This is a genomic window from Paenibacillus sp. J31P316, from assembly GCF_056269105.1.
Genome location: NZ_JBWDNI010000001.1, coordinates 59,239 through 80,433, shown reverse-complemented (window position 1 = coordinate 80,433; position 21,195 = coordinate 59,239). Strand labels below are relative to the sequence as shown.

Below are 21,195 nucleotides of genomic sequence, written 5' to 3'. Positions count from 1 at the left end.
AGGCCATTGAAGGGAATTACGCCGCTGCAGGTCTATATGATGTCTACCCAGTTTCTATTCTCGACGGCGATCGGCTTCTTCGTCGGACCGCTTGTGCTGAATGCCGGATTCATGAGCTGGATCAGCGTCATCCTCGGCTGCGGTGTCGGCCTGGTCATGACGTATATATCCTGCAAGCTGATGCTGCGCAGGCCGGATGAATTTCTCGCGCAATACGGCAAACAAATCGTCGGCAGATGGCCGCATTATATTATCTTCGGGTGCGCGATCCTGATTCATCTGTTCATTGCGGCCTTCGTGCTTCGCGAGCTGAGCGATTTTATCATCCTGATCTATTTGCCCGGGACGCCGGAATGGGCCGTTTCATCGTTATTCGGACTGTGCGTCGCCAGGGGCGTCCGCTCGGGGCCGGTTCACTTCTTTCGCAGCGCGCAAGGGCTGTTCCTGTTCAGCGTCGTTACGGTGTTCACGTTCCCGCTGTTCGTCTCGAGCGAAGTGGACACGGAGAAGATGATCGCGTTCGTCACCGATTTTCACCCGGCCGGAATCTGGAACGGCGCGCTCATCTCAAGCGCGTTGTTCAGCGAGATGGCGTTCATCGTCTGCCTGAATCCGTATTTCAATAACAAGAAACGAACCTTCCGCATGCTGGCGTGGTCGGGCTTGACCGCTGTCTTCGTGACCGTCGCCAATATCGTCGCGACGCTCATGCTGTTCGGTTCCGAGCTGACGTCGAACCTGACATACCCGACCTTGGAAATGATTCGCTACATTCGGGCAGGCTCGTTCCTGGAGAACCTGGATCCGCTCCTGATCGTATTCTGGCTGTTCAGCATGCTGCTGAAAATCGGACTGTTCCTGCTGATCGGCACGGTGGTCACGACCCGACTGTTCGGCCTGAAGGACCATAAGCCGTTCTCCTACGGCATGGCCGCCGCTATGATCGTGCTGTCGATTGCCATGTTCGATTCAATGGCGGATATCGAAAAAATCACCATTCAAAGCGAATCGACCATACTGCTGCTCAAAGCCTCCATTCCCGCGCTGTATTTGCTGGTGGATTGGCTGCGCTCGAGGAAGGGGAGAAAGCTCGTCAGTCATGCCGATTAGCAGGCGAATGGAGGGCCGGCGAATGCTGCATGTCCAACCTCCCGGTTGTACACGCAAACCAATCGCCTCTATGCCAGGCGAATGCTGCATGTCCAACCTCTCGGTTGTACACGCAAACCAATCGCCTCTATTAACTGCAATTATATTTATCTCCTATCGATAGCTGCCTAGCAACAGAACGAAACTTATGAATAGTTTGAAGTACAACTTATATCCGAGCGAAGGGAGCATGGAATGAAAGTTCTGATCATCGCGCCGGAGCAGCTGCCCGTGCCGCCGGTTTCAGGCGGCTCCGTCGAGAATTGCATCTACCAAATTACCAAGCACATCTCGAACGACCATCAAGTCACGATCGTCAGCCTGCTCCGAAACAACCTGCCTCGCAAATCGGTCTTGAACAATACGACCATTCTGAGAGTATCCGGCGGGTCGAAGCAGAAGTATCTAGCAAATGCCATTCAGAAGGTGAGAGGGAATGCGTACGATGTCATTCAAATCGACAACCGACCAAGCTTCGCCGGCTCCGTGCGCCAAGCCTTTCCCAAAACGCCGATAGCCCTCTTCCTGCATTCCATGACCTTCGTTTCCTCCCCAATGACGACGTTACGTAAAGCGAACGCCGATCTGAAGCATGTCAACCTGATTATCGGCAACAGCAAGTCGCTGCAGCAATCCGTGGCCCGCCGCTTTCCAGCCCACGCGGACAAAGTGAAATTCGTCCATCTCGGCGTGGATGGGACCAAGTTTCGACCTCGAAGCCAGCCAACGTCCAAGACGTTTCGCCTGCTGTTCGCCGGAAGGCTGATTCCTAGAAAAGGCGTTCCCGTCCTGCTGCGCGCCTGCCGGTTGGCCCGAAAGTCCGTTCCTGCGCTGCGCTTGTCCGTAGCCGGAGGCACCGGGAAAGCCGCGTATATCGCTTTCTTGAAGAAGAAGGCGCGCAGCCTCGGCGTCCCCGTGCAATTCAAAGGACGCTTGACCGGCAAGCAAATGCCCGCGTTCTACCGCTCCGGGCATGGTTTCGTCTGTCCGTCGCAAAAGCATGAAGCCTTCGGCCTGGTCAACGTCGAAGCCATGGCGAGCGGACTTCCCGTTATCGCTTCCCATATCGGAGGCATTCCGGAAATCGTGCAGCATGAGCGCAACGGCCTGCTCGTTCCGGATTACCGGAATCCCGCCGCGTTCGCCGCCCAAATCGTCAAGCTCGCCCAAGATGCGAACCTGCGCGGCCGGCTGTCCAAGCAGGCCAGAGAGGATGCGCTGAGCCGGTTCAATTGGAAGTCGACCGGCACGAAATTAATGGAAATCTATCAACAAGCACGGAAGTAAAGCAGGTAAAGGAGAGAGCGATGTCGCGCTATGTAGGAAGCAAATGGAGTAAAACGGCTGCCATTCGCAAGAACAATGAATTGGCGTCATACGTGCCCGATACGCTTAGAATGACAAGTACGACGCTGCTCCAGCATTTAAACCGTTACGCCATGGTGTATATCAAGCCGGAATTCGGCATGCACGGCAATGGCGTCATTCGCGTCGAACGCACGGCTTCCGGTTACAAGTACCAGCTTGGCACGAAAGCTCGCTCCTTCGGAGAGTATGCCGCGATGTACCGCTCGATACAGCTTCAAACCGGCGGCAAAAAGTATCTCGTGCAGAAGGGCATCCGCCTGCTCGAGCATCGCGGCAGAAAATTCGATATTCGGGTCATGGCGCAATTCAGTCCGAGACGGGTTTGGGAAACGACAGGCATCATAGGCAGAGTGGCCGCCAAGAATAAAATCGTGACCAATTATCACGGCGGAGGCAAACTTCTCACGGCGAGCCGGTTATTGCGTCCTCACACGAGCGATGTTACTTCCAAGCTTAATGCGTTGTCTAGGCTTGGCGTTCGCGCGGGAATGGCTATGCAGAGCTCATTCCCCGGCGTGTATGTGATCGGACTGGATATCGCCATGGACGAAACGATGCAGCCTTGGATTCTGGAAGTGAATACGCGCCCTGATCCTTACATTTTCAGAAAACATCCGGACCCGACCGTCTTCAAGAAAATTATGCGGTATGCCAAATCCTATCCGAAGTCAGGCAGCGCAGGGCAGAGAACAGGCAGCGCAGGGCACAGTACCGGAGGTGCAGGAAACCGTACAGGAAGCGCGGGGCAAATCGTGCAGAGCAGAAAACTCAAAGCTGGGCATGCAAAACGAAAGGTATAATGCAAGAATTGAGAAGTATGAATTGAGAAAGTATGAAACAAGAAATAAGAAATAAGAAGCAAGAAGCAAGAAGCAAACAAACGGAGCCTAGGCGCGAAAGTCGCCAGGGCTCCGTTATTTTGCGTATGCGCCGATGAATTCACGGCTTGCCGCAAGACATGATTCAGGCTCTGGTTCGTCCGGAGATCGGACCCGTCGACTGCCGCACGACCAGCTTCGACGGAACGATGATCCGCTGGCGCTCTTGGTCCGGATTGCCAAGGACGGATACGAGCAATTTGGCCGCCTCGCGGCCGATCATGGTGCCGTCCTGGCTGACGCAGGTCGTCGGCAAGGCGGCCATCGCCGTAATTTCGTGATCATAACAGAAGACGGACAAGTCCTCGGGAATGCGAAGACCTAGACCGTGCGCGGCATCCAGGACAGTGGCGCCGATCGAAGCGTTGATGGCGAACACGGCGGTCATATCGGGATTGCGCAGCAGAAACTGCTGGAGCTCGGACGAGTAAGTCGGATTCGGAATGCCCGATATCAGCACATCATTCATCTGTTCGACGTCGAAATGCGTCAGCCGAAGCCGATGGTCGATCGGCAGCTGATTCTCGGCATGAGCCTTGTCGTAGCCGACGATGCGGTCTTCGATGCTTGACGTGCCGACGTAATCGGTCGTAATGAGACCGATGCGCGTGTGTCCGAGTCCGATGAGGTACGAGACCGCGCCGAAAGCGCCGTCGACGTTGTCCGAGCAGACGCAGTTCGTCTCCAAGCCTCTCAAGTAACGGTCGATGATGACGAGCGGATACCGATCCAGCGTCAAACGGAGGATATCTTCGTTGTACGACTCGCCGTCCACGGGGTACACGATGATGCCGACGACGCCGAGCTCGATCATTTCTTTGATCATGTCTTTCTCGCGCTGCTGCGAGTTATGCGTGCTGGAGAAGAGGAGACGGCAGCCATGCGCGGCAAGTTCAAGCTCAATTCCGCTTAGCAAATGAGCGGTATGCAGATTGCTGAGATGCGGCATAAGATACGCGACCAGTCGTTGGTCCGAATAGACGGCCTGGCGTGGCTTGTAATGGTCCGGTTCGCCTGACCGTCCTTCGGCGACGAAGGTGCCTTTGCCTTGAATTCGATAGATCAGCCCTTTCGCAAGCAGCGCTTCCAAGGCCTTCTTCACCGTGATGCGGCTGACGTTGAACTGGGCGGACAATTCATTCTCGGACGGAAAGAGGTCCCCCGGCTTCCAGTGCGCTTCTTGAATGCGATCATACAGATAGTCCTGAAGCTGCTTATAAATAGGCACGCGCGGCGATGGTCTCGGCATGTCAACGCCCCTGACTTGGTGGAATCCCGATCATGGTTATGTACTCCATATATATATTGAATATTCAAGTTTTAATACAAGTGACGCGCGGCATCCGCAGGTTGAATAAATTGTGCCAGACAAGATGACAACTGGCATGATCGCAAGGCAGGGATAATAAGTTGTATAGAAAACATGGCTAACCTATTGCCGTTTACAAGAACCGAAGCAAACGTTCGGTTTTTAAAGGGAGTGGATTGTAAGCGCTTCCTAGCGAAACATACCTGCCAAGAGAGGGTGCTTGGAAAATGAGAGGAATGCGCAAGTGGAGTCCGGTTTGGATGCTTGTATTGACCATGGCCGTCATTCTTACCGCATGCGGGGGCAATAACGGCAATTCGTCGTCAGGGAGCAGCGATGTCAAATTGACGATGTGGCATTGGAAGGTCGCGTTCGATCCCGGCTTCAAGGCAGTCGCCGACGCGTTTAAGGCGAAGACGGGCATCACGGTCGTGACGCAGGCGTTCACGCCGGACGATGCTTACCGTCAGAAGCTGACCGGGGCTGCTTCGGCGGGCGATATGCCGGATCTCTATGCGTACTGGGCGGGCCCGCTCGAAGGCGCGTTCGACGGCAAAGCGCTGGAGATGGGACCGGAGCTCGAGAAGGACGCGGAATGGAAGAACGGCTTCCTGCCTTCGGCGCTGCAAGGGGTGACCGTCAGTCAGGCGAATCTCGATACATGGGCGGCGGACGAGAAGAGCAGCGACTGGAAGAAGGAGCGCAAGGTCGGTCAGATCTACGGGGTGCCGCTTGATGTCGGCGCGTTCTATACGATCTACGGCAATGCCAAGCTGCTGAAGGAAGCGGGACTGGAAGCGAAAGCACCGGCAACGATCGAGGATTGGATTGATACGATGAACAAGGTAAAGGAGAAGACCGATGTGCCCGGACTCGTATTCAGCGCGAAGACCTTTACCCTGTACGAGAACTGGTTCATGAATTTCGTCGATTACATGAAGAACGGCGAAGAGTCGTTCACGAACTTCATGAATCATGACGAGAAGCTGTCCGATCCGAATCATATCCACGCCATCAAGATCATCGAGGATCTCGCCAAGTCCGGCAACATCCTTCCGGGCTCCGTCTCGCTCGACATCGATCCGGCCGACCAAGCGTTCGCGCAGGGCAAAGCCACGTACGATATCGGCGGCACCTTCACGTATGCCAGCCTCGTCGCGATGGGCATGAACCCGGATGATATCATCAGCTTCCGCGTGCCTGCATACGCCGATTCCAAAGTGCCGGATGCCAAAGTAACGCCGTTTCCGCTTGTCCAAATGGTCGTCACTCAAGGCGGCAAGCATCAGAAGGAAGCGCTGGAGTTCGTCAAGTTCCTGACCTCCGAGGAAGGGCAGATCCTGTATGCGAACGGCGCATTCGACCTGCCGGCAGTCAAGATCAACGATACGAGCAAGCTGAACGGCTCCTTGCAGGCGATGGCGGGCTCGCTCAGCAGCGAAAGCAACTGGTGGTCGGAGAACTCGGCCATCTCGGGAAAGATCGGCCAGCCGGAATGGCAAACCTTCCATGCCGATATGCAGAAGGTGATTCTCGGCAATATGACCGCCGCGGAGGCGGCCGAAGACTTCGATAAGGCGGCCGCGGCCGAGAAAGCCAAGGCTCAGAAATAAACGCTGCGCCAGCGGCGCAATCATCCAAGGGCGAGAGGGAGGAGCAGCCTCCCTTTTCGCCTTCTTCAAGGAGGCATGCGTACCATGAAAAACAGCTTCTCCGCCATGGCGCGCCGGGAGGCGGCCGCGGGTTATCTGCTCGTGGCGCCGGCGATTCTGTTGTTTCTGCTGATCGGCCTGTTCACGGTGCTCTTCTCGATCGGTCTGTCCTTCTATCATTTGGGACAGGGCTCGCTCATTACGAGCGCCAAGTTCGCGGGGCTGGACAACTTCCGGAATTTCTTGTTCGGCCGCGACCTGAATCTATCACGAGCATTCAATCAAGCGCTGATCAATAATCTATGGGTGCTGTTGTCGACGTTGGTCGTCATTCCGATCGCCCTCGCGATCGCCGTCATGCTGCAGCGCATCTCGAAGGGCATCCGTTTGTACCGCACGGTGTTTCTTCTTCCGATGGTCACCTCGTCCGTCGCGATCTATTATGTCTGGCAGGGCATCTATGAACCGGAAGGCACGCTCAACAAGCTGCTCGAAGCGGTCGGACTCGATTCGCTCGTCGCCGTCAACGGCTGGCTCGGCGAGCTCCACACGGCACTGCCCGCGCTGATCGTCACCGTGATCTGGGGCAGCGTGCCCGGCATGATGATCCTGTACTTCGCGGGTCTGCAAACGGTGGATCCCCATCTGTACGAAGCGGCGGAGATGGACGGAGCCGGTGCCTGGCAGAAAATCTACCGGATTACGTGGCCGATTTTGCGTCCGATCACGGTCATCTGCCTCATTATGGGGATGAACGGCGCGCTGCAGATATTCGATCCGGTCTGGATCATGACCAAGGGCGGGCCGGCAAACGCGACGGAAGTCGTCAACGTGCTCGTGTATCAGCAGGCATTCGTCAATGGCGACATGGGCGTAGCCAATGCGATGGGCTGGTCGATCTTCGTGCTGACGTTCGTATTGTCCTTAATCAGTCTGCGCCTTCTGCGCGACAAGAGCGAATAGGGGGCCAGCTGATGAGACCGAGCCTGATTCGTAAAATCCCCCTGTATGCCGTGCTGAGTCTATGGGGAGCGTTATGCCTGTACCCGCTTCTATGGATGATCGGCGCATCGCTGAAGGATCCGATGGACGTCATGAGCTCCTACTCGCTGCTGCCGAACGGCGTCTGGCATTGGAACACTTACGTAGACGTATGGAACAAAATGAAGTTTTTCCATTACTTCCTCAACAGCGTGAACGTGACGTTCTTCACTATACTTGGCATTAATGTACTCTTCACCATGGCTGGCTTTGCCTTTGCCAAGCTGCGCTTTCCCGGCAATAACGCGCTCTTCCTCGGCTTCCTCGGCATGATGTTCGTTCCGGGCATCACGGTCATGGTGCCGCTCTATCTGACGGAGCATTCGCTCGGACTGCTGAATTCGCATCTCGGCCTCATCCTGCCAATGGTCAACGGCAGCGCGCCGATGGCGCTGTTCCTGTTCCGGAATTACTTCCGCACGATCCCCCATGAGCTCTATGAGACGGCCAAACTGGAGGGAGCGGGCATCCTGCGGATTCTCTACCGAATCTATATTCCGCTGGCGATCCCGGCGATCGCGACCATCACGATCATGAACTTCCTCGGCTCCTGGAACAGCCTCGTGCTCCCGATGGTGCTGCTGAACAGCCAGCATCTCTACACGCTGCCGCTGGCGGTCATGCTGCTCGATACCGGCGTCTTCCGGCAGTGGAACGTGCTCATGGCGGGTTCGCTCATTACGATCGTCCCCGTCATCTTGTGCTTCTTCTTGCTGCAGAAGTATTTTATCCAAGGACTTACGTCGGGCGCGATCAAATCATAGGCAGGATAAGGCTGGAAGCCGCGAATATCGCGGCTTTTTTGCCGTCCAGAGCAAGGTGCGGACGCCGTGCGCAAGCGGAAGGGAAGCGGGGACGCAGGATTGCGAACAATCGAAAAAGAGGAATTCGCAAATTACATAGTCCTTACAAGAAGCTTTCGCGCTATGCACAGTGGCTCGCATAGCCGCTGTGAGCGATACTCCAATCGAAGGGAGGTGAACGCAGCTTCGGACGAATCGGGCAAGATGCTGATCGTCTGACATCATAGATCAGTCAGCCATTTGAACCAGGAGAGAAGGAGCTGAGGATTGATGAGAAAAGCTTTGGGAAGAAAGCCGGGGCGCAAACTGGGCAGCATTCTGCTTGCGTTCGCGACGCTGCTTCCGGTCGTCCCCTTGCCGTCGGCGTTAGCGGCGACAGTTAATGTAACCGCTTACGGAGCGAACGGCGGCGACACGACGGATGACTTGCAAGGAATCACGAACGCCATCGCAGCCGCTGCGAGCGGCGACACGGTTTATTTTCCAGCCGGAACCTATTACATCACCGGCACGATCAACGCCAAGTCAGGCATCAAGCTGATCGGGCAAAGCAAGGACACGACGATTATTAAGTACAGCGGCACGACGGACAATAACATGATTACGCTCAGCAATACGACGGGCGTCGAAGTCGCTCAGCTGACGCTGGACGGCAACAGCAACACGCATGTCGTCTCCGGCATTTGGGGAGAGCCTGGCAGTGCGCATAACATCCATCATAATATCATCAAGGATCTCGTCAAATCCGACGGCTTCGCGCCGTTCGGCGTCCTGCTCTCGGGTACGGACAACTCGACGATCGCGGACAACACGTTCACGAACATCGGCGTGAATTCCTCATGGGGCGGCGCGATACGGGCCGGCTGGAATTCCAACGGGACGAAGATTCTGCGCAACACGATCGCCAACACGGGACGCGGCGGCATCTTCGCCAACGATACGTGCAACAACGTGGAAGTGAAGAACAATACGATCACCGGTTCGGGCCTGCATGAGCACGGCTTGTCAATCGAGCTGCACACGAACTGCAACTACTCGGTTATCGAGGACAATAACGTCGACCATTGGATCAGCGCCGTGCGGTCCAACAATATCGCGGTCAGACGCAACACGGTCCATACGACGGACGGCACCGTGCAGGGCATGGGCCTTGAAGTCATGGTTACCCACGGCGTCACGACCGACAATCTCGTCGACGGCGGGCAGCAAGTAGGCATGCAGCAATCCCCGGGCACGGGCTACCAATATTGGGGCTATAACACCATTCAAAACATGGTCATGTGGGGCATGCAGCTGCAAGGCGCGGATACGGGCGAAACGGAGCAGTTCCAATACTTCTACAAGAACACGTTCAAGAACGGTCCGATCGGCAATCCTGCGGCCGCCTATCCGGGTTATGACGGCAATGCCGTCCGGATTCACGGCAATTCGCAGAACTTGACGTTCGACAGCAACCAAATCATCAACAACGGGCGCAAAGCGATCGAGATCACGAGCGCGTCCGGCACGGACCGCCTCAGCTTCATTAACAATGTCATCACGGGCAACGGCGGACCGTCGATCGATCAATACCCGTCGGCGGCGGCGGATCTCGAATGGAGCAACAACACGGTCAGCGGCAACGGAACGAACACGCAATTGGTCAGCCGCGGATTCAGCGATCCGAAGCCGGTCGTGAACTTCAGCGCGCCGCTCAGCGTGCAGTTGGGGCAGCCGATTACGTTCACGAACGCTTCCACGGATAACGGCACGATCGCCGAAAACCTGTGGGATCTCGGCGAAGGACCGCCGGTGAACACGGCAAACCCAACCTATACGTACCAGAAGGCGGGCACGTACCGCGTGACGCTCGTCGTCTGGGATAACGGCGGACGCGCGAGCCTCAAGGAGCAAACGGTGAACGTCTTCACCGGCCCGCCGGATACGCAGGCACCGACGGCACCGACGTTGTCTTCGCCTTCCAAATCCAATGTAACCGTCGATCTCTCCTGGTCCGGCGCCACGGATAACGTCGGCATCGTCGGCTATGATGTCTATCGCGGCGGCACGCTTGTCGGCTCCACGACCGGAGCTGGCGCGACGACGTACACGGTCACGGGCTTGACGCCAAGTACGGCATACAGCTTCACGGTCAAAGCGAAGGATGCGGCGGGCAACGTCTCCGCGTCCAGCAATACGGTGAGCGTCACGACGGCAGCCGGCGACACCCAGGCGCCGACGGTACCGACGAATCTGGCCACCACCGGCAAGACGGATACGAGCGTCAGCCTATCCTGGTCAGCTTCATCCGACAATGTAGGCGTGACCGGCTATAACGTTTACTACGGTACGACGCTGGCCGGCTCCACGACCGGACCGAGCGGCACGACGTTCACGGCGAGCGGCCTGGCGCCGAACACCGCGTACACGTTCACGGTCAAGGCGAAGGATGCTTCGAACAACGTCTCGGCCGCCAGCGGCAGCATCACCGTCACGACGGATCCGCTGGCTAACTGGACGCTGTGCGCGGGAGAGAACAATACGTGCAGCTTCACGGGCACGAAGCAGGTGCGCTTCGGCGCGAACGGCAGCTATTTCTACGGCACCTACACGAACTCCGTCATGTGTTCGACGAACCAGTTCGGCGATCCGGCTCCAGGCTACTATAAAACATGCGAAGTGAACCTGGCCGGCGGCACGGGAGATACGCAAGCACCGAGCGCGCCGTCGAATTTGACGTCTCCGTCGAAGACGGCCACGAGCGTGAACTTGTCCTGGACGGCGTCCACGGACAATGTAGCGGTGACCGGCTATAACATTTACAATGGTTCCACACTCGCAGGAACGGTAGCGTCCGGCACGACGTTCTCGGTCACCGGACTGACGGCGGGCACGGCTTATACCTTCACAGTCAAGGCGAAAGACGCGGCAGGCAATGTTTCGGCAGCCAGCAATGCACTGAGCGTCACAACGAGCAGCACCAGCGACATTCAGGCTCCTACTGCCCCGAGCGGTCTGACGTCGCCGTCGAAGACGGCAACAAGCGTCAATCTCTCGTGGACCGCATCGACCGATAATGTCGGCGTGACGGGCTATGACGTGTATAACGGCAGCACGCTTGCCGGCACGACAGCCAGTACGTCCTTCACGGTAAGCGGATTGACGGCGAGCACGGCGTATTCCTTTACCGTCAAAGCGAAGGATGCGGCGGGCAATGCGTCCGCTGCAAGCAGCGCGCTGAGCGTCACGACGAATGCCAGCAGCGACACGCAGGCGCCGACCGTGCCTAGCGGGTTGGCGTCGCCGTCGAAGACGGCAACAAGCGTCAGCCTCTCCTGGAGCGCATCGACCGATAATGTCGGCGTGACGGGTTACGATGTGTATGTCGGCAGTGCGCTTGCGGGAACGACAGCCGCTACGACCTTCACGGTAAGCGGATTGACGGCGAGCACGGCCTATTCCTTCACGGTCAAAGCGAAGGATGCGGCAGGCAATACTTCCGCAGCCAGCAGCGCGTTGAGCGTGACGACCAATGCTGCTTCGGGCGGCAGCGGAAGCGTCATAAGAGAGTACTGGACGGGAGTGTCGGGTACGTCGGCATCCACGATCCCGACGGGAACGACGCCTAGCGGCACGGCTACGCTGACCAGTCTCGAAGGACCGACGAACTGGGACGATAATTACGGCGACCGCATCCGCGGCTACATCACGCCGACGACATCCGGCACGTATACGTTCTACATTGCCGGCGATGACGAAAGCCAGCTCTATCTGAGCACGAACAACAGTCCATCGAACAAATCCTTGATCGCGTACGAATATGAATACGCCGGCGTTCGCGAGTGGAATAAACACACGAATCAGCAGTCCGCCGCAATCACCTTGACGGCCGGACAGCCGTATTATTTCGAGATTCTCCACAAAGAAGGCGGAGGCGGCGACAACCTTGCCGTAGGCTGGACCGGACCGGGCATCTCGACGATCACGGTCATCGGCGGCTCGTACTTGTCCGCTTATTGATTAATTGCCGGTAACGGCAATGTTGCTAGACGCTTAACGCGGATTGACCGCGTTAAGCGTTTTTTTGCGTTGTACGCGCTGCCGTCTGAAGGACGCGAAGCGCGGTTATGCTCCGGCGGCCAAGGGGCCAAGCGAAAGTACAAGCTCCTGCATGCCAGGCACTATGGTCGGGATCCGGTGTTTGCGACGGATCCTTCCGTGGTATCCCGCACCAAAGTCGGGATTCGGTGTTTGCGGTAGACGCCTCCGTGGTGTCCTCCACTCCAAAGTCAGGTTCCGTGTTTTAAATGGACGCCTCCTGGGTGTCCCGCACCAAAGCCGGGCTCCGTGTCGCAACGGATGCTTCCTTGGTGTCCCGCTCCAAAGTTGGGCTCCGTGTCGCAACGGACGCTTCTTGGGTGTCCCGCACCAAAGCCGGACTCCGTGTCGCAACGGACGCTCCTGATGTCCCGCACCAAAGCCGGGCTCCGTGTTGCAATGGACGCTTCCTTGGTTTCCCGCGCCAAAGTTGGGCTACGTGTCGCAACGGACGCTCCTGGTGTCCCGCACCAAAGCCGGGCTCCGTGTCGCAACGGACGCTTCCTTGGTTTTCCGCGCCAAAGCCGCGTCATACGCGAAACCTTCGTTTGCATTTCAGTGAGTGATGGGCTGCGATTATAATGGATCTGGCTTTACAGGGTGGTTTCCCGTCTCGTGGGATTTAGCACAAAAGTCGCTTCCAATTCCCATCTATCGTATGTCGGGGACATAAGTTGATATTTGGGTTGGTGTATACCAAAATAAGTGCAAATCTGCAGTTATTTCAAGGATAAATGGGGATTTGAGTTAAATAAGTGCAAATCTGCAGCTATTTTATTGCGTTCGCGCCGATTGCTATGTTTTCGTTCGAAATAAATGCAGAACTGCAGTTATTCCGAAATCATTCGTTGAGTTGGAGGAATTAACTGCAGATTTGCAGTTATTTTTATTTAGGGCGGCAGCGATGTTCTTGTAATGTCGGTTGCCAGGAGAGCGACTTTGGTGCGAAGCACCACGGGAGCGCTCATCGGCATTGCCGGCACTGGAGCGCAGTTGCCAAGCAAGAGCACGAAGCGCGGTATGCCTTGTCCTCGCCGAGCGCGAAGCGCGTCTTTGCTCTTCGGCGTAAAGCTGAAGCGCAAGCGCCGGCATGCCGAAGGAGAGCGACTTTGGTGCGAAGCACCACGGGAGCGCTCATCGGCATTGCCGGCACTGGAGCGCAGCTGCCAAGCAAGAGCGCGAAGCGCGATACGCCTTGTCCTCTTCGAGCGCGAAGCGCGTCTTTGCTCTTCGGCGTAGAGCCGAAGCGCAAGCACCGGCATGCTGAAGGAGAGCGACTTTGGTGCGAAGCACCACGGGAGCGCTCATCGGCAGTGCCGGCACTGGAGCGCAGCTGCCAAGTAAGAGCGCGAAGCGCGATACGCCTTGTCCTCGCCAAGCCGAGAGCGCAATGCGCGGCGCCATACAGAGCATTTTCACGAGCAGGCAGGATATTCCATCGCCGCTTCGAATAGTTAAACTCGAGTGGACGAGCTTTCCATTGTACGTGCAATTCGAATTGCAAGGTGATAGCAACGTTCAATATGTAAGGGTTTTCATCGAGCGTGCCGGCAAGTCGCGGCGGGACAGGATGCACAAGGTTGGAGAAGCAGACGGAACATCCACTATGCAGAGCAAGGAGAGGAATAGACATGTCGAATTTGACGATTCGCGATGTGAAGGTGATCTTGACGGCGCCGGAGGGCATCAATCTGGTCGTGGTGAAAATCGAAACGTCCGAGCCCGGGCTGTACGGCCTTGGCTGCGCGACGTTCACGCAGCGTTACCTGGCGGTCGCCACGGCGATCGAGCACTATTTGAAACCGTTTCTGATCGGCAAAGACCCGCATCGCATCGAGGATATTTGGCAATCGGCTATGGTAAGCTCCTATTGGCGCAACGGACCTGTACTGAACAACGCGTTATCCGGTATCGATATGGCGTTATGGGATATTAAAGGCAAAAGCGCCGGGCTGCCGGTGTACCAGCTGTTAGGCGGCAAATGCCGGGAAGCGGCGGCGATCTACCGCCATGCCGACGGTCGGGACGAGCAGGAAGTGGAAGACAACGTGCGCCGGCTCATGGAGCAGGGACTTCGGTACATTCGCTGCCAAATGGGCGGGTACGGCGGACGGAACCATACGCTGCACCAACCGGAGCATGCACTGCCGGGCGCTTATTTCGATCCAAACGCCTATGCTCGCAGCGTACCGCGCATGTTCGAGCATATTCGCAGCGCAGTCGGAGTGGAAGTCGAGCTGCTCCATGATATCCATGAGCGGCTCGTGCCGATCGAGGCGATCCGGCTGGCCAAGCAGCTCGAGCCGTATCGGCTGTTCTTCCTGGAAGATCCGCTGGCGCCCGAGCAGCTGGACTGGTTCGAGACGATGCGGAGCCAGACTGCCATTCCGATCGCCATGGGCGAGCTGTTCACGCATCCGAGAGAATGGACGCCGCTAATCGCAGGCAGACTGATCGACTTCATTCGCTGCCATATCAGCGCGATCGGCGGATTGACGCCGGCGAAGAAGCTCGCCACGTTGTGCGAAGCATTCAGCGTTCGAACCGCTTGGCATGGCCCGGGGGATGTGTCGCCGGTCGGACATGCGGCCAACCTGCATCTCGACGTCAGTTCGATCAACTTCGGCATTCAGGAGTGGTACGGCTTCTCCGATCAGATCCAAGAGGTGTTCCCCGGCTGTCCGATCGTCAAGTATGGCTATGCCTACCCGAACGATAATCCCGGCCTCGGCATCGACATCGACGAGAAGAAGGCAGCCGAGTACCCCTGCGACAATCGTCTCCCGGAGTGGACGTTAGCCCGCACGCCGGACGGCACGTCGGTGCGTCCTTAATCGCAAGCTGAACGCAAAAGGGTATTTATGGGAACCCTATCATGCTACACTTAAACAATGGCTAGAAGAAAGGGGAGTCAAAGCATGTTGGACGACAAAGAGAACGCGCTCTATGCAAAGTCTACACGGTAAACAACGGCGGTTGTTTGTATAGAGCGGATCATGCGTACCGCCATCCTTGATGGGTAAAGCTGTTTATCATGAGACTTTGCTGCCTTGAAATGCATGCTATTTTAAGGAGTAGAGCAATCATGAAATATATAAATGCGGATGTCCTCTTGCCGGAGGAATTACTGAAAGAAGTGCAGCGCTATATAAGCGGCGTCATGATTTACGTGCCCAGGCCTGAAGGCGAACGAAAGGGTTGGGGCGTAAATTCCGGCAGCAGAAGCGATATCAAGCGAAGGAACATTGAAATTCGCCGCGAGTTCGCGGAAGGCGCTGTGATCGATCATCTTGCCGAACGTTATTTTCTGGCCTGCGATACGATCAAGAAGATCGTGTATGCGAAAGCAAAATAGAAACAAATAACGAAAAAACGCCGCCTCGGACGCACTCTGAGGTGGCGTTTTTTGCATGTTCCACCAGTTTCATAGAAACGAGAATATCCGATTTAAGTGGAAGCAGGGGGAATATAAGCCTAAATCGCTGCGCTTCTTGTCGTATTGCAGGCAACTATCATATAATAGAATATAAATATTTTTTAATCTAACGGGTTTCTTGATCCAGAAAAGGTGTGTGACGAGGTCGCGCCCTTGCTTGTCGATGTGCTTAAGCAGGAGCGCCCGCATCCTTTCTGCAAATCTTACGATATAAGGATGGTAAACATGAGCAGCAAAGAAACGAAAACAGACGTCATCTTGATTGGTGCCGGAATCATGAGTGCGACATTGGGGACGATCCTGAAAGAGCTCGTGCCGGAATGGACGATTACGGTGCTGGAGAAGCTCGATCACGCAGGGGATGAAAGCTCCAACGAATGGAATAACGCCGGAACCGGGCATGCGGCACTGTGCGAGCTTAACTACACGGTCGAAAAATCGAACGGCTCTATAGATATCAGCAAAGCAATCAACATCAATGAACAGTTTCAGCTTTCCATGCAATTCTGGTCCTATCTCGTCAACAAAAAGCTGATCAAGAATCCGCAGGACTTCATCATGCCGCTGCCTCACATGAGCATGGTGCAAGGGGAGAAAGATATTTCGTTCTTGAAGAAGCGTTTCGAAGCGATGACGGCGAACCCGCTGTTTCAAGGGATGGAATTCTCCGAAGATCCCGCGACGCTGAAGGAATGGATCCCGCTGATCATGCAGGCACGTCCATCCAATGAACCTATTGCGGCAACCAAAATCGACACGGGAACGGATGTCAATTTTGGTGCTTTGACGCGCATGCTGTTCGATCACTTGAAGCGCAAGAAAGTGGCGATTCACTATAACCATACGGTCGAGAACATGAAGCGCACGAGCGACGGTTCGTGGGAACTGAAGGTTCGCAACGGCGGCGGCACTGTCGAACGCCGTACGGCCAAATTCGTCTTTATCGGCGGAGGCGGCGGAAGCTTGCATTTGCTGCAAAAATCCGGTATTCCGGAAGGCAAGCATATCGGCGGATTCCCGGTAAGCGGCATATTCATGTCCTGCAAGAATCCGGATGTCATCGCGCAGCATCATGCCAAGGTTTACGGCAAAGCGAAGGTCGGCGCGCCTCCGATGTCCGTGCCGCATCTGGATACGCGATTTATCGATAATAAGAAATCGTTGTTGTTCGGACCGTTTGCCGGCTTCTCGCCGAAGTTTCTCAAGAACGGCTCCATGTTCGACTTAGTCACCTCCGTCAAACCGCATAACTTGGTCACGATGATGGCGGCAGGCGCGAAGAATATGGCGCTTACCAAATACTTAATCGAGCAAGTGATGTTGTCGAAGGAAAAGCGCATGGAAGAACTTCGCGAGTTTATCCCGGACGCCAAAACCGAGGATTGGGATTTGGTCGTGGCAGGCCAGCGCGTACAGGTCATCAAGGATACGGAAGCCGGCGGCAAAGGCACGCTGCAATTCGGCACGGAAGTCATCTGTTCCGGCGACGGCTCGATCGCTGCCTTACTAGGTGCTTCTCCGGGCGCTTCCACCGCGGTTCACGTCATGCTGGATGTCATCAACAAATGCTTCCCGCAGAAGATGAAGGGCTGGGAAGAGAAAATCAAAGAAATGATTCCTTCTTACGGCGTGTCGCTCATGAAGAATCCGGAGCTGCTCCAAGACATTCATGCATCGACATCCGAAGCGCTCGGATTGCGTCAGCATGCTGCCGCAGGCGAGCGTAAGGCAAGAGAAGTATTGATTTAAAATCGATTTCGATTGGATCTACATTGGTTCACCATTTAATCCCTATTGGTTCATCATGTGATCGCAATGGATCACCATTTGATTTCATTCCGGCCATTATTTATACTATTACCGATTCAGAAGAAATTCAGTCAAGGGTTCGCAGCGATGCGAATCCTTTTTTACATAAGGAGGCGCCCTAACATGGGATTAACATTGGATACTGAAATTTGCCGTTTATTGGACATCCGTTATCCACTGTTTCTGGCCGGCATGGCGGGAGGACCGAGCACGGCGGAATTAGTGTCGTCCGTCTCCGAAGCAGGCGGACTCGGCACCTTGGGAGCTGCTTATATGGAGCCGGAGGCGATTCGCGGCGCGATTCGCCTTATTCGTCAGCAAACCGCTCGGCCTTTCGGCGTCAATGTATTCGCGTCCCGGGCTGTGGATGACAATGCCCGCACGCAGCAGGTTCAGGAAGCGTTAAACGGCATTCGGGACGAGCTGGGCTTGGCATCCGTTAGCCCCGCCGAGTTAAGAACGCCGGATTATTTTGAGCAACAAATCGCGGTGCTGCTGGAAGAGAAGGTTCCCGTCATCAGCGTGGCGTTCGGTCTCCTGCCTCAGTCGATGATGCAGCAGGCGAAAGCTGCCGGTATCGCCGTCATCGCTATGGTTACGACCGTGAACGAAGCGATCATGGCCGAGCAAGCCGGATGCGACGTCATCGTCGCGCAAGGCAGCGAGGCTGGCGGTCATCGCGGAACCTTCGACGTTGCCGGGGATCGGCATATGGGTGCCAATATCGGCACGATGGCGCTCGTCCCGCAAATCGTGGATCGCGTTCATGTGCCGGTCATCGCGGCAGGCGGAATCATGGACGGCCGCGGTCTCGCAGCCGCGCTCGCTCTGGGCGCGCAAGGCGTACAGATGGGGACGCGGTTCCTGACAGCGAATGAATCCGGCGCACATGCGGCGTATCAGGCAAGGCTGCTCGCCAGCAATGAAGAAAGCACCGTGCTGACAAGGGCATTCTCGGGGCGTCCGGCACGGGGACTGAACAATGCGTTTATGGAGCGCTGGACCCGAGTCGCCATGGACCCGCTGCCGTTTCCGACGCAGAATACGGCCACTCGCGATATTCGCAACGAAGCGGCGAAGCAAAACAATCCGGACTTCATGTCGCTATGGGCCGGGCAAGGAACCAGGCTTCTTACGTCGGGTCAAAGCGCGCAACTGATCGTTCAGGAAACGATCGATCGGGCAGCGGAGATTATTAATGGCACTAAGTAATAAGCCAATCGAAGAGGTAGAAACGTGTTCACTCTGCATGACCTGTTGAAAGCTGCAGGTTGCGGTCACGATCAAGCCTCCTTTATAATGATTGGAACAAGGGAGGCGGTAAATATGGCAAATCAATTTGCCGGAATAAGAAGCGACTCATGCAAAGCCTACCATTAGGGCGATCTTTGCATGGGGTGATTCGCTGGTCGTGATCGCCCGAGAAGATGTGAATCGTTTCTAAAATGGGGCTTTGCAGCTGCTATTATTTTGCAACTCAAAAATAAGGAGCTGAAAGCTATGAATCAACCATTCATTAGAAACCATCAATATAACGAGATTAAGAAGCAGATCGGTCTGCTGCAAAAGGCCCGTAACACCGTTGGGGACAAGAAAGTCGTCGAAGCGGTTCGCAATCATATCGAAGTTAAGCTAATCGGGTTATTTCCGGATTCGACGGATCGGCAGAAGCAATTGCTAGAGAACCTGGATCAGCTGCATAGCTCGGGGGACTTTCAGCGTTACCTGCAGGCCTTGGAGCCTTGTTTAGTCAAAGAATATGCGGAAGTAACGGATAATCAGCTGAAGAAGCTTTTTCCGAAGATCAAGAAATTGAAGCTTCCCGATCTTCAAGCGGGAGGCAGTAGATTCGCGACGTACCTCGGCTGGACCGACCTGGCGTCGAACAAGCTGTTCATCGTGTACATGCTGAACGGGAAGCTCGTCGGCATTGAGGGGAAATATACGCCGACGAATAAGAAGGGCGTGTGCTTCGTATGCAACAAGCATGCGGAGATCGCGTTGGTGACCGCGGTGACCAAGTGGAAACCGGCTGGCGTATCCTCCGATTATTACAGGGCAATAGGCAATTATATGTGCGTGAACAGCGAGGTTTGCAACGCGAATATAACCGATGTCGACGCACTGGAGACATTCATTCATGGCGTATTGATAGGTCCATAAGGGCTGCGACGCCTAGCCATAAAGAGAGTCGTTCCGAAGGTCATAGAGACCGGAGAGCGGCTCTCTTTTTTTCGGGGGAAGTGATTAACGTTTATAACCGTTTTATACCTATCCTTCGTGCGAAATCATCGTTTATGATGGAACATGTACCTATTTTGGAAATGAAGAGGTGTTCGATTCATGGGGAATCTGCAAAACGCTGTTCGGGAGAAGCAAGTCCCTTTATTCATTGTGACGGGGTCGAGCGGTTCTGGCAAAACCTACGTGATTCCCGAGCTTCGAAAGCTTCTGCCGGATTATGACGTCTTCGACATCGATAATCTCCGCGAGATCGGAATTACGGCTGAGCAGCAAATTCGAGACGCATGGCTTCGGGTTGCGCGTAATACGGCGGAAAGCGGTCGCAGGACGATCATATGCGGAACAGCCATGACGTGGGATATCGAGCAATGCCCGGACTATCCCTACTTCAAGCATATCTACTATCTGAACTTGCACTGTGACGAGGAAGCGCGAGAGAAACGTTTACGCGAAAGAAACTGGCCGGAAGAGATGATTCAAGACTACAAGGACTTTGCCAAGTGGCTGGTTGAAAATGCGGATAAAGCGTATACCCCTCCAATGCCGATCGTCGATACGACGGATGCCGATGTTGCTGAAGTAGCCGCTCAAATCAAAGCATGGGTTCTCCAATACGCGTGAACGCATAATCAGGAGTGAAGCTAAGTGTCCGATGAGCTAAAGCGTTACTTGGACGCCCTCATGGTACCCATTCCAGGCGGAGAAGTCGAACTGCGGGATGACCGCATTCAACGCAAATGGAAAGCGGAAATAAGGCCGTTTCGTCTCGCCCGCTATCCTGTAACTAGAGAGCTGTACGATGCGGTTATGAATCAACCTTCTATTTCCATAAGCGGTGATCGAATGCCGGCTGTGAATATTTCTTGGGAGGATGCCATTGCATTCTGTAATCAACTGTCCCGGCTTGTCGGCCTGCAGCCTTGTTACGTTGCAGGAGAAAATGATGAAACCGTTCAATGTAATTGGGAAGCCACTGGCTATCGTCTGCCTACAGAAGCAGAATGGCAGTATGCCTGCAAAGCGGGAACGACCGGTTATCGATACGGGGAGCTGGATAAGATCGCTTGGTATGAAGAAAATTCGGGCGGCATTCTTCATGAAGCAGGAAGCAAAGAACCGAATGCTTGGGGTTTGTATGATATGTTGGGTAATGTGTGGGAATGGTGCTGGGACTTATATGATGCGCATGTTTATGGCTCGTACCGCATTTTTCGAGGAGGCAGCTGGGCCGAGGAGGCCAGAGGCTGCGGAGCGACGGTTCGTCGTCGCAGCCATCCGACATTTCGAATCGATGATCTTGGATTCCGCCTTGCTCAATCGAGATGACGGTCATTGAACTGGCAACGTGTCTGAACATTTCGCTGGTAGAACCTTATGTTGCCTATTGAAGCCCTATGGTCCTTAACGGATCATGGGGCTTTATTCGCGT

The 21,195-nt window shown here is 55.3% G+C and carries 15 protein-coding genes; 14 read left to right on the top strand and 1 reads right to left on the bottom strand.

Annotated elements, in window-relative coordinates; translation table 11 throughout:
- Positions 1-6 precede the first annotated feature (6 nt).
- The 3 genes from AC0YNU_RS00290 to AC0YNU_RS00280 all read left to right on the top strand — a co-directional run bounded on the left by AC0YNU_RS00290 (position 7) and on the right by AC0YNU_RS00280 (position 3,317).
- Positions 7-1,110: a GerAB/ArcD/ProY family transporter gene (locus tag AC0YNU_RS00290; RefSeq protein ID WP_475752317.1), complete on the top strand. Its 1,104-nt coding sequence runs from the start codon at positions 7-9 to the stop codon at positions 1,108-1,110.
- 234 nt (positions 1,111-1,344) lie between these two features.
- Positions 1,345-2,436: a glycosyltransferase family 4 protein gene (locus AC0YNU_RS00285; protein ID WP_475752316.1), complete on the top strand. Its 1,092-nt coding sequence runs from the start codon at positions 1,345-1,347 to the stop codon at positions 2,434-2,436.
- Between the two features lie 20 nt (positions 2,437-2,456).
- Positions 2,457-3,317, top strand: a complete 861-nt coding sequence (locus AC0YNU_RS00280; protein WP_475752315.1) for a YheC/YheD family protein — start codon at positions 2,457-2,459, stop codon at positions 3,315-3,317.
- Positions 3,318-3,480: 163 nt separating this feature from the next.
- Here AC0YNU_RS00280 and AC0YNU_RS00275 read toward each other — a convergent pair whose 3' ends face one another.
- Positions 3,481-4,644, bottom strand: a complete 1,164-nt coding sequence (locus tag AC0YNU_RS00275) for a GntR family transcriptional regulator (protein ID WP_475752314.1) — start codon at positions 4,642-4,644, stop codon at positions 3,481-3,483.
- A gap of 320 nt (positions 4,645-4,964) precedes the next feature.
- Here AC0YNU_RS00275 and AC0YNU_RS00270 point away from each other — a divergent pair, with 320 nt between their 5' ends.
- The 11 genes from AC0YNU_RS00270 (at position 4,965) to AC0YNU_RS00220 (ending at position 21,092) form a co-directional block, all read left to right on the top strand.
- Complete coding sequence (locus tag AC0YNU_RS00270) at positions 4,965-6,317, top strand: ABC transporter substrate-binding protein (protein ID WP_475752313.1); 1,353 nt, start codon at positions 4,965-4,967, stop codon at positions 6,315-6,317.
- 84 nt (positions 6,318-6,401) lie between these two features.
- Positions 6,402-7,319: a carbohydrate ABC transporter permease gene (locus tag AC0YNU_RS00265; RefSeq protein ID WP_475752312.1), complete on the top strand. Its 918-nt coding sequence runs from the start codon at positions 6,402-6,404 to the stop codon at positions 7,317-7,319.
- Between the two features lie 11 nt (positions 7,320-7,330).
- Positions 7,331-8,161, top strand: a complete 831-nt coding sequence (locus AC0YNU_RS00260; RefSeq protein ID WP_475752311.1) for a carbohydrate ABC transporter permease — start codon at positions 7,331-7,333, stop codon at positions 8,159-8,161.
- A 309-nt stretch (positions 8,162-8,470) separates the two neighbouring features.
- Entirely contained in the window at positions 8,471-12,199 is a 3,729-nt protein-coding gene (locus tag AC0YNU_RS00255) for a fibronectin type III domain-containing protein (RefSeq protein ID WP_475752310.1), read from the top strand.
- A 1,709-nt stretch (positions 12,200-13,908) separates the two neighbouring features.
- Entirely contained in the window at positions 13,909-15,111 is a 1,203-nt protein-coding gene (locus AC0YNU_RS00250; protein ID WP_475752309.1) for an enolase C-terminal domain-like protein, read from the top strand.
- Positions 15,112-15,362: 251 nt separating this feature from the next.
- A complete protein-coding gene (locus AC0YNU_RS00245; protein ID WP_475752308.1) occupies positions 15,363-15,632 on the top strand; it encodes a CD3324 family protein in 270 nt (89 codons plus the stop codon).
- 306 nt (positions 15,633-15,938) lie between these two features.
- The gene (locus AC0YNU_RS00240) at positions 15,939-17,462 is read left to right on the top strand and encodes a malate:quinone oxidoreductase (RefSeq protein ID WP_475752307.1); all 1,524 of its coding nucleotides are present in this window, start codon (positions 15,939-15,941) and stop codon (positions 17,460-17,462) included.
- Positions 17,463-17,645: 183 nt separating this feature from the next.
- On the top strand, positions 17,646-18,734 hold the full coding sequence (locus AC0YNU_RS00235; protein WP_475752306.1) for an NAD(P)H-dependent flavin oxidoreductase: 1,089 nt from the start codon (positions 17,646-17,648) through the stop codon (positions 18,732-18,734).
- Positions 18,735-19,022: 288 nt separating this feature from the next.
- Complete coding sequence (locus AC0YNU_RS00230; protein ID WP_475752305.1) at positions 19,023-19,685, top strand: FusB/FusC family EF-G-binding protein; 663 nt, start codon at positions 19,023-19,025, stop codon at positions 19,683-19,685.
- Positions 19,686-19,865: 180 nt separating this feature from the next.
- Complete coding sequence (locus AC0YNU_RS00225) at positions 19,866-20,387, top strand: AAA family ATPase (protein WP_475752304.1); 522 nt, start codon at positions 19,866-19,868, stop codon at positions 20,385-20,387.
- Between the two features lie 60 nt (positions 20,388-20,447).
- The gene (locus AC0YNU_RS00220) at positions 20,448-21,092 is read left to right on the top strand and encodes a formylglycine-generating enzyme family protein (protein ID WP_475753898.1); all 645 of its coding nucleotides are present in this window, start codon (positions 20,448-20,450) and stop codon (positions 21,090-21,092) included.
- Positions 21,093-21,195 lie beyond the last annotated feature (103 nt).